Below are 13363 nucleotides of genomic sequence, written 5' to 3'. Positions count from 1 at the left end.
AAAGGGTGGCCGGGCAACACAAACTCCGCAGCGAGGATGGGCCTTGCGCTAGATCGCGTCTGAGGCCTCGCCGCGGCAGCTAAGAAGGAGCAGTTCTGCGCGCACCTTTTCACAGTAACACGGGTGCGTAAGATGAAGGAGCCACACCTCCGTAACGTCCACCATGCAGACCGGCGGCCCGTAACAAGGCGGTGCCGGTCTGCCTCTCTAAGGAGCATCCGTGCCACTTTCGGGGATTGCCCTGTCCAATATCGATTCCAGTGTCCGCCCGCAGGATGACCTGTACCAGCATGTCAACGGCACCTGGCTCAAGAGCACCGGGATCCCCGACGACCGGCCCCTGGAGGGGACGTTCACGGCACTGCGGGACGGCTCGGAGCTGGCGGTGAAGGAAATCATCGAGGACGCGGCCGCCCGCGGCGCGGAGTCCACCGGGATCGAGCAGAAGATCGGGGACCTCTACAACAGCTTCATGGACGAAGCCGCGGTGGAGGCCAAGGGGCTGGACCCGATCAGGCCACGGCTCGCCGAGGTGTTCGCCACGCAGACGGTCGCCGAACTCGTGGCTCTCTCCGGGCGCCTGTTCCGCGCGGACGTGGGCGGGCTCTTCTCCATCTATCCCGCCCCCGACGCCGGCAACCCGGACCGGATCCTGCTGTACACCGGCCAGGGCGGACTGGGCCTGCCGGATGAATCCTATTACCGCGACGCGAAGTTCGCCGCGGTGGTCCGGGCCTACCAGGACCATGTGGCGGCCGTTTTCGCCCTGGCCGGCGTCGCCGACAAGGAGTCAGCGGCCGGCCGGGTCGTGGCGCTGGAGACGGCGCTGGCCTCGCACCACTGGGACAAAGTCACCCTGCGGGACCCGCAAAAGACGTACAACCTGAAATCCGCCGCTGAGGCCACGGCGCTCTTCCCGCATCTCACGACCTGGTTCGACGCTGCCGCCATCACGCCGCAGAAGCGCGCCGAACTCGTCGTGAGCACACCGGATTTCTTCGCCGGGGCGGCGGCCCTGCTGGACTCCGAACCGCTGTCCGTCTGGCAGGAATGGCTTGCCCTGCGCGTCGTCAGCGCGGCCGCACCGTACCTGTCCTCCGCGCTGGTGGACGCCAACTTCGCCTTTTACGGCACAACGCTCAGCGGCACGCCGCGCAATAAGGACCGGTGGAAGCGCGGGGTCGCCGTCGTCGAGGCTGCGCTGGGCGAGGCCGTGGGCCAGATCTACGTGGCCCGGCATTTCCCGGAGACGCACAAGGCACGGATGGAGTCACTGGTTGCGAACCTGATCGAGGCGTACCGCGAATCCATCGCCGGCCTGGCCTGGATGGGCGGGGACACGAAACATGAGGCGTTGAAGAAGCTCGGTTCCTTCCGGGCCAAGATCGGCTACCCGGAGAAGTGGATCGACTACTCCGCGGTGGAGATCGACCCGTCGGACCTGCTCGGCAATGTGGAGCGGGCGCACAACGCCGACGTCGACCGGCACCTTGATGAGGTGGGCAAGCCCGTGGACCGGGAGAAGTGGCTGATGACGCCGCAGACGGTGAATGCGTACTACCACCCGCTGCTCAACGAGATCGTTTTCCCCGCGGCGATCCTGCAGCCGCCGTTCTTCACCGCCGACGCCGACGATGCCGTCAACTATGGCGGCATCGGTGCCGTCATCGGCCACGAAATCGGCCACGGCTTCGATGACCAGGGCTCCCAGTACGATGGCAGCGGACTGCTCCGCAACTGGTGGACGGAGGAGGACCGCACCGCCTTCGAATCGCTGACGGACAAGCTGGTGGCCCAGTTCGATGCGCTCTCCCCCGCCGCGGCGCCCGGGCACACAGTCAACGGCAAACTGACCCTGGGCGAGAACATCGGCGACCTCGGGGGCCTGACGATTGCGTACAAGGCGTACCTGATCAGCCTCGACGGCCAGGAGCCGCCGGTACTGGACGGCCTGACCGGCGTGCAGCGCTTCTTTGCGTCCTGGGCTGCCAGCTGGCGGCAGGTCATCCGGGCCGAGGAAGCGATCCGCAGGATCGCCACGGATCCGCACTCCCCCAACGAGTTCCGCACCAACCAGATCGCCAGGAACCTTGACTCCTTCCACGAAGCCTTCGGCACGGCCGAGCAGGACGGCATGTGGATGCCGGCGGACGAGCGCGTCAGCATCTGGTAGGGACCGCTCAGCACACCAGCAATCCCACAAAGCACCGCCTGCCCGTCCACGGTCAAAAGGCCGGCCGCGGGAACAGTTCAGTTCCCGCGGCCGGCCCCCGCCTGCTGAAGGATCACCGCTACCGGGTGATCAGCGCCGGATTGGCCTGCTGGCAGACGACGTCACCGGCGGTCTGGTTGACAATGTCCGGGGGCAGCTGCACCGGGGCGTCCGCGCCCGGGGTACCGCCCGCCAGATCGGTGCCCAGGTAGACCTGGACGCCGGCGACACCAGCGGCCGGGAGCACCCGCACCGCCGGAATGCCGAGCAGGAGTGCCACATCAGCGGCCGCAGCCCCGTAGCCCGCACCGTAGTAGACGGCAGTCGCTGCGGCCGGCTGGGCGGCCAGCTGGCCGAGCTGGGTGAAACCGCCGGCGGTGAGGGCCTGGATGATCTCCTGGGTCCGCGCCGGAACGCCGGAGCCGTTGGCCACCGTAACGGGCTGCAGCGCCTTGTCGTAGGCGGTGGCGCTCTCGCTGGGTGCCGGCCCGGCACTGGCGCTGGGGTCCGGCGACGCGGACGGGCTCGGCGGCGCCGTCGGGTCCGTGAGGTCAATGTCCTTGCGCATCGCCGCGAAGAGCTGGGAAGCAGCGGGCTCCGCGACTTCCAGGCGGTTCGGGTCACTCACCGCGGGCACCGTCGGGACAGCCACGAAGGCGACCTTTCCGACGTCGATGCTCTTCAGCCGGTTCCCGACCGTCAGCAGCGTCGGAATGGAGGCGAGTCCCTCGTCGATGGTCAGGTTTTTCGTGACGACGTCGGCGATCTCCAGCATCTTGCCCGGGTCGGACAACGAGCCGTCAGCCTTCATCTTCCGCGTCAGGGAGGACAGGAACCCCTGCTGCGCCTTGATCCTGCCGAGGTCGCCGCCGTCGACAAATGCATGCCGGGCCCGCAGGAACGCCAGCGCCTGCTCCCCCTGGACAGTGGAGGTTCCCTGCGGGAGCCGCAGCTGCGAATCCGGGTCATAGACGGCGTCGCTGATGCAGACCTCCACACCGCCCACCGTGTTCGAGAGCTCCTTGACCGCATTGAAGTCGGCCATCATAAAATGGTCGATCTCCAGGCCGGTCAGTTTGTTGACCGTGTCCACGGCGCAGCCGATGCCTGCCTCCGACATGGCCGCGTTGATCATCACGTTCTGCTGCGCCGGGAATTTCTGCTGGGATTCCTGGTCGGTGCATGCGGGCGTGTCCACCAGCAGGTCGCGGGGGAAGCTGACCACGCTGACCCGCTTATTGTCCGCCGAGATGTCCATCAGCATCATGACGTCAGAGTGCCCGTAGCCGGTGGCGTCGTCGGACGTGCCGTACTTCGCGTTCTTGCCGTCACGGGTGTCCGAGCCCAGGATCAGGATCTGCATCCTGTCCCGAGAGTCGTCCAGCGCGTCCTCGGTCTTGTCGCTGCCGGCCCCCAGTGACGCCTTGCTGATATTGCCCTGAAGCCGGATAACCCAGTAGGCGCCGAAGGCGAGGACACCAACCAACAGGATGGAGACAACGGCCGTGCCGATCTTCAGCCAGCCGGGCATGCGGCCGACGGGCCCCAGGTGCCGTGCCGGACCGAGGTCGGGATCATCCGTGTGCCGGGCAGCAGAACCTGACCGAACCGGGGATCCGGTCCCGTCTGCACGGTCATCACTGGGTCGAGTCACGCTTGAGCCTTCTTTCACGAAAGGAGTCAGCCCATATTAGAGTCCGAATCCGGGGATTCCCCGATAGCGGGCTCCATGGGAGTGGCGCGGGCCCCGCCGGCGCGGGGTTGCGCCTAGAAGCCGAGCTTGACGAGTTGCTTTGGGTCCCGCTGCCAGTCCTTGGCGACCTTCACGTGCAGATCGAGGTAGATGCGCGCGCCGAGCAGCGCCTCGATCGCCTTGCGTGCGGTGGTGCCGACCTCCCGGAGCCGGGCGCCGCCCTTGCCGATGATGATGGCTTTCTGCGAAGGGCGTTCCACGAAGAGATTCACGCGGACGTCGAGGAAGGGCTTGTCTTCGGGCCTGCCCTCCCGCGGAACGATCTCGTCGACGACGACGGCCAGGGAGTGCGGAAGCTCGTCGCGCACGCCCTCGAGGGCGGCTTCCCGGATGAGTTCGGCGATCATCACCGCTTCCGGCTCGTCCGTCAGGTGGCCGTCCGGATACAGCGGCGGCGACGGCGGCATGTGGCCGATCAGCACGTCGGCGAGGGTGCCGACCTGGAAGCCGTCAGTGGCGGAGACCGGGACGATGTCCTTCCAGCCGTCCTCGCCGAGGACCTCGCGGCCCAGGGCTGCCACGGCGAGCAGCTGCTCGGTGAGGCCCTGGCGGTCCACCGTATCGGACTTTGTCACGATGGCGATGACCGGTTTGTTGCCGATGGCGGCGAGCTGGGCGGCGATGAACTTGTCGCCCGGGCCGATCTTCTCGTTGGCGGGCAGGCAGAAGCCGATCGCGTCGACCTCGGCGAGGGTGTCGGCGACGAGCTCGTTGAGCCGCTTCCCCAGCAGTGTGCGCGGGCGGTGCAGGCCCGGGGTGTCGACCAGGATCAGCTGGGCGTCGTCCCGGTGCACGATGCCCCGGATGGTGTGCCGCGTGGTCTGCGGCTTGGCCGAGGTGATCGCGACCTTCTGGCCGACCAGGGCGTTGGTGAGGGTCGACTTGCCGGCGTTGGGCCGCCCGACCAGCACCGCGAAACCGGCGCGGTAGCCGCCGTGGGCTGCTTCGCCGTCGGACTTATTCTGCTTGCTCACGTGAGACTCCCTGTTGGATTGGTGCGGCCTCGTCGAGAAGGTCTTCAAGGTCAGTTTCTACTGTTGGTGCGGCCGCCGCAATGATGTGGCTGACGCGGTTCCGCCGGCCCTCGAGCCGGTCGGCACGGAGGGACAGTCCGTGGACCTCGACGGCGCTGCCGACAATCGGCACCCGGCCGAGGGCCTTGGCGAGCAGGCCGCCCACGGTGTCCACTTCGTCGTCGTCGAGCTCGAGGTCGAAAAGCTCACCGAGGTCTTCTATGCTCATCCGTGCGCTGACCCGGTAGCTTCCATCGCCGAGTTCCACGGCTTCCGCGCTCTCGGTGTCGTATTCGTCAACGATCTCACCGACGATTTCCTCGATGAGATCCTCAAGGGTGACGAGCCCGGCAGTGCCGCCGTATTCGTCGATCACAATCGCGACGTGGGTCGATTCCTTCTGCAGTTCGCGCAGCAGTTCACTCACCGGCTTGGAGTCGGGCACGTAGCGCACGTCGCGGGCGAGCTCGTCAACAACCGGCGGCTCCCCACCGGGGCCGAGGTTATGGATGACCGCGGCCACATCCTTGAGGTACACGATGCCCAGGACCTGGTCCGTGTTCTCGCCGATGACAGGGATCCGGGAATAGCCCGAGCGCAGGAACAGCGACATGGCCCGGTGCAGGCTGGACCCGGAGTCGATGCTGAGGATGTCGGTGCGGGGCACCATGACAGAGCGGACGAGGGTGTCACCGAAATCAAAGACCGACTGGATCATCTCGGCCTCGTTGTCCTCGATCACGTCGGACTCGGTGGCCCGGTCCACGAGTTCGCGGAACTCCTCTTCGCTGAAGAAGGCCTCGTTGTCGGCGGGCGCTCCGGGGGCCACAGCGCTGCCCACGGTGACGAGCCAGCCCGGAATGGGACCCAGCACCCGGCAGAGCCAGCGGATCAGCGGTGCGCTGAAGCGGACCAGGCCGGCCGAGTGCACGCGGCCGAGCTGCCGGGGGGACACCCCGACAATCACGAAGCCCAGCAGGGCCATCACGCCGGTGGCGATCAGCCCGGAGAGCCAGACGTTGCCGAGCAGACTGTTCACCAGCACCGTCACGGCGACGGCGGAAGCCATCTCGAACCAGATGCGCCAGAACCGCAAGGCCCGCATGTGTGCCACGGGCTGCGCCATGATGCGTTGAAGCGCGGTACCGCGGCTTTGCAGGATCGCGGCCCCGGCATCATGCCGGGAAAGGTAGTTGAAGGCAGATTCGGCCGCGGTCAGGAACGCGGCAAAACTAAGGAACACCAGCGCCATGCCGGCAACGATCAGTGGCGTCACTGAATCGTCTCGGAGGGTGCGTCTTTGCCGGTGAAGGCAGACAGCAATTCGCGCTGGAGGCCGAACATCTCCTCCTTCTCCTCCGGCTCCGCGTGGTCGAAGCCGAGCAGGTGCAGGATGCCATGGGTCGTGAGCAGCAGCATTTCGTCCTGGGTGGAGTGGCCGGCGTTCATCGCCTGGACCTCCGCGACCTGCGGGCAGATGGCGATATCGCCCAGCATGCCCTGCGGCGTGGGTTTGTCCGGGGTGCCCGGCGTCAGCTCGTCCATGGGCACCGAGAGCACATCGGTGGAGCCCGGCTCGTCCATCAGTTCGATGTGCAGCTTCTCCATGGCGGGCTCGTCCACGAGGAGGATCGAGAGTTCGGCCTGCGGGTGGATGAAGAGTCGTTCGAAAATGAACCGGGACAGCCGGACCAGCCCGGCCTCATCGACGGTGACGCCGGATTCGTTGTTGACCTCGATGCTCACGCGTGTTCTCCCCGCTTGTCGCGGGTCTGCTTGACCCGGTTCCTCTGGATCTCGTCCCAGACGCTGTAGGCGTTGACGATGTCGCCGACCAGGCGGTGCCGGACGACGTCGGAGGCGTCCAGGATGGTGAAGTTGACGTCGTCGATGCCCAGCAGGATGTCCTCCACGATCCGGAGGCCGGACCGGGTCCCAAAGGGCAGGTCAACCTGCGTGACGTCGCCGGTGACCACCATTTTGGAGCCGAAGCCCAGCCTGGTGAGGAACATCTTCATCTGCTCCGGGGTGGTGTTCTGTGCCTCGTCCAGAATGATGAAGGCGTCATTGAGCGTGCGCCCGCGCATGTAGGCCAGCGGGGCGACCTCGATGGTGCCGGCCGCGATCAGCCGCGGGATGGATTCGGGGTCCATCATTTCGTGCAGGGCGTCGTAGAGCGGCCGCAGGTAGGGGTCGATCTTGTCGCTGAGCGTGCCGGGAAGGAATCCCAGCCGCTCCCCCGCCTCGACGGCGGGACGGGTCAGGATGATCCGGGTGACTTCCTTCTGCTGCAGTGCCTGCACGGCCTTGGCCATCGCCAGGTACGTCTTGCCTGTACCGGCCGGGCCGATTCCGAAGATCACCGTGTTGGCGTCAATCGCATCCACGTAGTTCTTCTGGTTCAGCGTCTTTGGCCGGATCGTCTTGCCACGGCTCGAGAGGATGTTGTGGGTGAGCACATCGACCGGGTTCTGCAGGGACTGGCTCCGGAGCATCGACACGAGCTGCTGCAGGACTGCCGGGGTGATGACGGTGCCCCGGGCGACGAGTCCCCGGATTTCGTTGAGCAGGCGCATGATCCGCGGCACGTCGACGGCCGGCCCGCTGATGGCGAGCTCGTTGCCGCGGACATGGAAGTCGACAGCCGGAAACTGGGCCTCAATGAAGCGCAGGGCTTCGTCATGACTGCCAAGGGACTGGACCATCTGATCGGAATTATCGAACAGGACCACCTCCGTCCGCAGTCCTGGTAGGGAATGGGGAAATTCACCTGCGGCGCGCTCTCCGGCGCTGATCCGGGCCTTGCCGTTCGCTGCTTCAGTCATGGTCTTGGCCCGCGGGCCTCTGGTCCCCTCCGGTAAAGGAAATGGTCGGTCCGCTGATCCGGTCCCGCGGCGCTTGATTCGACGGCGCTTGATTCGACAATGGTGCTCGCCTTCTGGTTCCGGGTGTCAGCGGGTCCCTCCATCTTACGCCAGTGAGGGGCTGCGCACCGCGTCCGGCGGACGGTACGCCGGGCCTCCCGCCCGGCGTCATCCGGCACCTTTCCCGCGTTTAGGTATCAACTTCGTATCGGCCTCATATCGTTCCCGTTGCAGTTCCCGCCCGCCGGCCGATTCCACGCTTGCGTGCCGGGCCCGTATGCCATGCTGGAAACCGGCCCCCGCCACGGCTTTTTGAGCCCGGCTGGCGGGCCGATGTGAACTGGATAACGGAGCGGCGGAGGGCAACGGCCATCAGGGAACGCGGGACGGGACAGACAGCGGCAGCCAGGCGTAAATGTCCGGGCGTGCCGCTTCTGGTGTTGCCTGCAGCGCTGGCACTGGCCCTCGCCGGCTGCGTGGCGACCCCGCAGACCGGCGTTACGGATTCCGCTACCCCGTCGCAGGTCCTGCCTCCCCAGGCATCGGCGCCGGCCACCAGCGCGCCGCTGGAAACTTCGCAGGCATCCAACAGGGCGCCGGTGTACTGGATCGGCCGGAGCAACGACAGCGTGTTTCTTTACCGGGAGTTCCGTGACGTTCCGGAACAGGACAACCCGGTCACGCGGGCGCTCCGGGTCATGATGTCCGAGAAGCCGCTGGACCCGGACTTCTTCACTCCGTGGCAGAACCCGAAGGAACTGGCAAGCTCCATCTCGGGCAAAAACATCATCACGGTGGATATGTCCGCGGACGCCTTCAACTCCAATGTGGACCCCGTCATGGCCGAGCGCGCGGTCCAGCAGCTTGTCTACACCGCGACAGCGGCCGCTGCCAGCGCGGGGCTGGTCGATACCGGCCAGCAGATCCAGGTGGTGGTGCTCGTGGACGGGCACACGGACTACATCGCCTTCAACCACGTCCGGCTGGGCTCCCCGACCGCACGCAGCGCCGGGATGGTCGCCCCCGTGTGGATCATTGATCCCCAGGAAGGGGCCTCCGTGGAGGACGGCACCGTCAAGATCTCCGGCCGCAGCACCGCTCCAGGGGGCAGACTCCGCTGGGAGATCCTGCGCGTCGACGGCAGCGTTGAGATTAGGTACCTGAACGGGTCAGTCACGGCCTCGGCCGAGACCGGCCAGTCGGGAGCGTTCAGCCTCTCTGCCAGCCTTGGGCCCGGCACCTATGAGGTCCGGGTGTCGCAGCTCGACGAGGCCAACCCCGCCGAGGATCTGAACGTCGACACCCGCGGGTTCACGGTCAAATAGCCGGCCAGCCGGCCGATCCGGACCCAGCCGCTGACCCTGCCGGGCCTGCCGCTACCAGCGGCCCAGGATGTCGCTGGCGAGGACCGTCGCGGCGGGACCTGCAGTGGACGAGCGAAGCACGTGGTGCCCCAGCAGGGCAGTCACCGCGCCGGCATCGCAGAGCCTGGTCACTTCCCGCGGGCTGATGCCGCCCTCGGGTCCGACGATCAGCAGCACCTCGCTGCTCTCGTCTGCCCGGTCGACAGCGGAGCCGTCGCCCAGGCCGTCGACCGTGGAGCCGGCCTCAAGCCAGGCCTCCAGAACCCGGCGCAGCGGACGCACGGCATCCTCGTGCAGGATGATGGCGAGGTCAGCCGCCGCCACCGCCGCCTGCAACCCGGCGCCGTCGACGGCGGGGCGGACCTCCGGGATCCAGGCGCGGCGTGCCTGCTTGGCCGCCGCCGTGACGACGGACTGCCACTTGGCGTGGGCCTTCGCCGCGCGTTCCGGCTTCCATCGGACAATCGAGCGTTCCGCCTGCCAGGGGACGACGGCGTCGATCCCCAGTTCTGTGGCGGTTTCGGCAGCGAGTTCGTCCCGGTCGCCCTTCGCGAGGGCCTGGACCAGGACGAGCCGGACCCCGGGCCGGGGCTCCTCGGTGAGTCCGGAGCACTCCACGGAGAGTTCGCCGGGCGCGGCAGCAACCACGGTACCGGTCAGGCGCTTTCCGGCCCCGTCGGCGATGTCCACGGCCTCCCCCAGGGCAAGCCGTTTCACCGTGACCGCATGGCGGGCCTCGGGTCCGTCAAGGACAAAGACGGAACCGGGGACCACCGCATCCAGGGTGCCGGGGGCAGTGAAGAAGACCGGGTTGCTCACCGCTACAGGTTACCGAGCCGGTCCCGAAGCTTCGCGAAGACCCCGCCGCTCGCGGCAAGCTTTCCTTCGCTGAACTGTTCCCCGCGCAGCTTGGCGAGCTGGCGGAGCAGATCCTCCTGGGCGGCGTCGAGCTTGGCGGGGGTGTCCACCTGGAGGTGGACCTTGAGGTCGCCGCGGCCGTAGCCGCGCAGGTGGGTGACGCCGAGCCCGCGGAGCGTAATGACCTCCCCGGACTGGGTGCCGGCCTTGACGTCGATCTCCTGCTGGCCGTCGAAGGTGTCGAGGGTCAGCTCGGTGCCCAGCGCGGCGGCCGTCATGGGGATGTTGAGGCTCGCGTGCAGATCGTCGCCGTCGCGCACGTATGTGGCGTCGTTGTTGACCCGGATCTCGACGTAGAGGTCGCCCGCGGGGCCGCCGGCAGGTCCGGCCTCGCCCTGCCCGGAGAGCTGGATGCGGGTGCCGGTTGCGACGCCGGCGGGAACCTTGACCGTCAGGGAGCGGCGGCTGCGGATCCTGCCCTGGCCGGCGCATTCGTTGCAGGGATCCTTGATGACGGTGCCGAATCCCTCGCAGGACCCGCAGGGGGCCGCGGTCATGACCTGTCCGAGGATGGAACGCACGGCGCGCTGGACCTGGCCGCTGCCGCCGCAGATGTCGCAGCGTTCCGGGTGGCTGCCTTCACGGCAGCACGAGCCCTCGCAGGTGGGGCAGGTGACGGCCGTGTCCACTTCGAGTTTCCTGTTGACGCCGAACACCGCGTCGCGGAGGTCGATCCGGACGCTGATCAGGGCGTCCTGGCCGCGGCGGACCCTGGAGGCCGGACCGGACTGGCCGCCGGCGCCGAAGAAGGTCTCGAAAATGTCCTGGAACGCGAAGCCCTGGCCGGCGTAGCTGCCGCCGCCGGAGCCGTTGTCGGTGCCGTTCTCGTTGCCTGTGGTGTCGTAGATCCGGCGTTTCTGCGGATCGGACAGCACCTCATAGGCGTGGGTGACGGCTTTGAAGCGGTCCGGGGCGTCATCACTGGGGTTCACATCCGGGTGAAGGGTCCGCGCCAGCTTGCGGTAGGCCTTCTTGATCTCTTCTCCGGTAGCTTCCCGGGAGACTCCCAGAACGTCGTAATGGCTGCTCAAAATGTGTATCTCTTCCTTATTTGTACTGCCGGTGGGGCACTGCCTGTTGGGGGCAAGAAGTCTGGTGCCGGCCCGTCGGGCCGTCAGGCCAGCCGGGTCTGCGCGGTTCGTCAGGGGCCGAGAATCCGCGAAAGGTAGCGGGCTACGGCCCGGACGGCGGCCATGGTGGTCGGATAGTCCATCCGGGTGGGGCCCAGCACTCCGACTTTCGCCGTTGCGTCCGGGCCGTAGCCGGTCGCCACCACCGAGGCCTCCGCGAGTCCGTCATACGGGTTTTCCCGGCCGATGCTGACCGTCACACCGCGCGGGTCCTCGGCCATGTCGCTCAGCAGGCGGAGCATGACCACCTGCTCCTCGAGGGCTTCCAGCACCGGGCCGATGCTGAGCGGGAAGTCGACGTTGGAGCGGGCCAGGTTGGCGGTCCCGGCCATGACCATACGCTCCTCGCGGCTGCTGGTGGCCAGCGCCTCAAGGCCGCGCGCCAGCGCCTGCGCGGCGCTGCGCCGCGCAGGCGGGCAGCTGGCAATGACCGGCTGCAGCGACTGCGGCAGCAGGTTCAGCGGGGTGCCCGGGAGGCTGCCAAGAAACCGTGTGCGCAGTTCCGACAGGACCTCGTCGGAAAGATCCTGACCCGCGTCGATGACCCGCTGTTCCACTTTCCCGGTGTCCGCGATCAGCACTGCGAGCACCTTGCGGGGCGCCAGCAGGACAAATTCGATGTGCCGCACCTTGGCCCGGCTGAGGTGGGGGTACTGCACGACGGCGACCTGGTTGGTCAGCTGCGCGAGCAGCCGCACGGTCCGGTCCAGGACATCGTCGAGGTCCTCGGAACCCTCCAGCAGTGCCTGGATGGCGCGGCGTTCCGGCGGGGAGAGCGGCTTGACCGCCGAAATCTGGTCCACGAAGAGCCGGTAGCCCTTGTCCGTGGGGATGCGCCCGGCGCTGGTGTGCGGCGCTGTAATGAGGCCCTCGTCTTCCAGGGCCGCCATGTCATTGCGGATCGTGGCACTGGACACCCCGAGGTGGTGCCGCTCCACGAGGGCTTTGGAGCCGACGGGTTCCCGTGAATGGACGTAGTCCACCACGATGGCGCGCAGCACTTCGAGCTTGCGTGGTTCGCTCACGGTCCACCTCCATTCGACTGTCCCGCACCCGGTGCAGCCGTTCGCCGGCCGCCCTGATACTGTCCTGGCACAAAGGCATGGTGATTAGCACTCGCCATGCCTTAGTGCTAACCAGTCTAATATGAGTCGCCGCATTGTTAGCATTGAGTTCGCTCCGGGCGTTCCTCCCGGGGCGGGTGTTTTCGGGCACAGCCCGCCGCAGCAAACCGAGCGCAAGGTAAGTGTGTAAGCCATGTCGTACCAGAATTGGGGCCCCCAGGACCTGTCTGCCCCCGTCAAGGCCCAGCTGCCGGACGTGCCGGTGGAGCGCGGAATGGTGCTCGAAGACGTGCAGTCCGGCTGGGTGGGTGCCGTCACCCGGGTGGAGAAGTCCGGCGGCATGCACGTCGTTGCCCTCGAAGACCGCCGCGGCAAGTCCCGGTCCTTCCGTCTCGGCTTCGGCTTCCTGCTGGAGGGCCAGCCGATCCGGCTGATGCCGCCGGTCCCCCGGGCCCCCGCAGCCGCCGCCGGCACGAGAACAGCCTCCGGTTCCGTCCGGGTGGCCGGGCAGCGCGCCCAGGTGGCCAAAGCGAGCCGGATCTGGGTGGAGGGCAAGCACGACGCCGAACTCGTCGAAAAGGTCTGGGGTGACGATCTCCGGGTGGAGGGCATCGTCGTCGAGCCGCTGCACGGCATTGATGACCTCGTTGGTGCCGTGGCCGCCTTCGGGCCCGGGCCCGGGCGCCGGCTCGGTGTCCTGGTGGACCATCTGGTTCCCGATTCAAAGGAATCCCGGATCGCCCAGGCGGTGATGGCGTCCCCCGGCGCGGCCGGCAATGTCCTGATCGTCGGCCACCCCTACGTCGATGTCTGGCAGGCGATCCGGCCCGCCGTGCTGGGAATCGAGAAGTGGCCGGTGATTCCCCGCGGCGTGGATTGGAAGACGGGTATCCTGATGGCCTTCGGCTGGCCGCACAGCACCAAGGAGGACATCGGCCTGGGCTGGCAAAAGCTCCTCGGCGCGGTCCGCAGCTACGCCGATCTGGAACCCTCCCTGCTGGGACGGGTGGAGGAGGTCATCGACTTCCTCACCGTTCCCTGAGGA

At 67.3% G+C, this 13363-nt stretch carries 11 protein-coding genes; 3 read left to right on the top strand and 8 right to left on the bottom strand.

The window, feature by feature from the left end:
* The first annotated feature begins 220 nt into the window (after window positions 1–220).
* Window positions 221–2173, top strand: coding sequence for a M13 family metallopeptidase (locus tag ACZYX4_RS08905; protein WP_463875187.1), 1953 nt, complete (start codon window positions 221–223; stop codon window positions 2171–2173).
* Window positions 2174–2291: 118 nt separating this feature from the next.
* Here the strand turns inward: ACZYX4_RS08905 and ACZYX4_RS08900 are convergent, their stop codons facing one another.
* The 5 genes from ACZYX4_RS08900 to ACZYX4_RS08880 all read right to left on the bottom strand — a co-directional run bounded on the left by ACZYX4_RS08900 (window position 2292) and on the right by ACZYX4_RS08880 (window position 7803).
* The gene (locus tag ACZYX4_RS08900; RefSeq protein ID WP_463875313.1) at window positions 2292–3743 is read right to left on the bottom strand and encodes an LCP family protein; all 1452 of its coding nucleotides are present in this window, start codon (window positions 3741–3743) and stop codon (window positions 2292–2294) included.
* Window positions 3744–3979: 236 nt separating this feature from the next.
* Window positions 3980–4939, bottom strand: coding sequence for a GTPase Era (era, locus tag ACZYX4_RS08895; RefSeq protein WP_463875185.1), 960 nt, complete (start codon window positions 4937–4939; stop codon window positions 3980–3982).
* Window positions 4923–6254, bottom strand: coding sequence for a hemolysin family protein (locus ACZYX4_RS08890; protein WP_463875183.1), 1332 nt, complete (start codon window positions 6252–6254; stop codon window positions 4923–4925). The genes era and ACZYX4_RS08890 overlap by 17 nt, the downstream gene beginning before the upstream one ends.
* Window positions 6251–6724 carry an rRNA maturation RNase YbeY gene (ybeY, locus tag ACZYX4_RS08885; protein WP_463875181.1) on the bottom strand — a complete coding sequence of 158 codons (474 nt, stop codon included), beginning with the start codon at window positions 6722–6724 and terminating at the stop codon, window positions 6251–6253. Before ybeY ends, ACZYX4_RS08890 begins: the two co-directional genes overlap by 4 nt.
* Window positions 6721–7803, bottom strand: a complete 1083-nt coding sequence (locus ACZYX4_RS08880) for a PhoH family protein (RefSeq protein ID WP_463875179.1) — start codon at window positions 7801–7803, stop codon at window positions 6721–6723. The genes ybeY and ACZYX4_RS08880 overlap by 4 nt, the downstream gene beginning before the upstream one ends.
* A gap of 464 nt (window positions 7804–8267) precedes the next feature.
* Between ACZYX4_RS08880 and ACZYX4_RS08875 the strand changes: the two genes are divergently transcribed.
* Entirely contained in the window at window positions 8268–9167 is a 900-nt protein-coding gene (locus ACZYX4_RS08875) for a GerMN domain-containing protein (protein ID WP_463875177.1), read from the top strand.
* Window positions 9168–9218: 51 nt separating this feature from the next.
* On the opposite strand, the gene ACZYX4_RS08870 is transcribed toward ACZYX4_RS08875, so the two are convergent.
* From ACZYX4_RS08870 to hrcA, 3 genes are all read right to left on the bottom strand, one after another.
* Window positions 9219–10025, bottom strand: a complete 807-nt coding sequence (locus ACZYX4_RS08870; protein ID WP_463875175.1) for a 16S rRNA (uracil(1498)-N(3))-methyltransferase — start codon at window positions 10023–10025, stop codon at window positions 9219–9221.
* Between the two features lie 2 nt (window positions 10026–10027).
* The gene (gene dnaJ, locus ACZYX4_RS08865) at window positions 10028–11155 is read right to left on the bottom strand and encodes a molecular chaperone DnaJ (RefSeq protein WP_463875174.1); all 1128 of its coding nucleotides are present in this window, start codon (window positions 11153–11155) and stop codon (window positions 10028–10030) included.
* 110 nt (window positions 11156–11265) lie between these two features.
* The gene (hrcA, locus tag ACZYX4_RS08860) at window positions 11266–12279 is read right to left on the bottom strand and encodes a heat-inducible transcriptional repressor HrcA (RefSeq protein ID WP_463875173.1); all 1014 of its coding nucleotides are present in this window, start codon (window positions 12277–12279) and stop codon (window positions 11266–11268) included.
* Between the two features lie 232 nt (window positions 12280–12511).
* Here hrcA and ACZYX4_RS08855 point away from each other — a divergent pair, with 232 nt between their 5' ends.
* Window positions 12512–13360, top strand: coding sequence for a DUF3097 family protein (locus ACZYX4_RS08855; RefSeq protein ID WP_463875172.1), 849 nt, complete (start codon window positions 12512–12514; stop codon window positions 13358–13360).
* Window positions 13361–13363: the final 3 nt, after the last annotated feature.

The organism is Pseudarthrobacter leeuwenhoeki, assembly GCF_055412885.1.
Note: the sequence above shows the minus strand (reverse complement) of the source record. Positions and strands in the feature narration are given on the sequence as shown.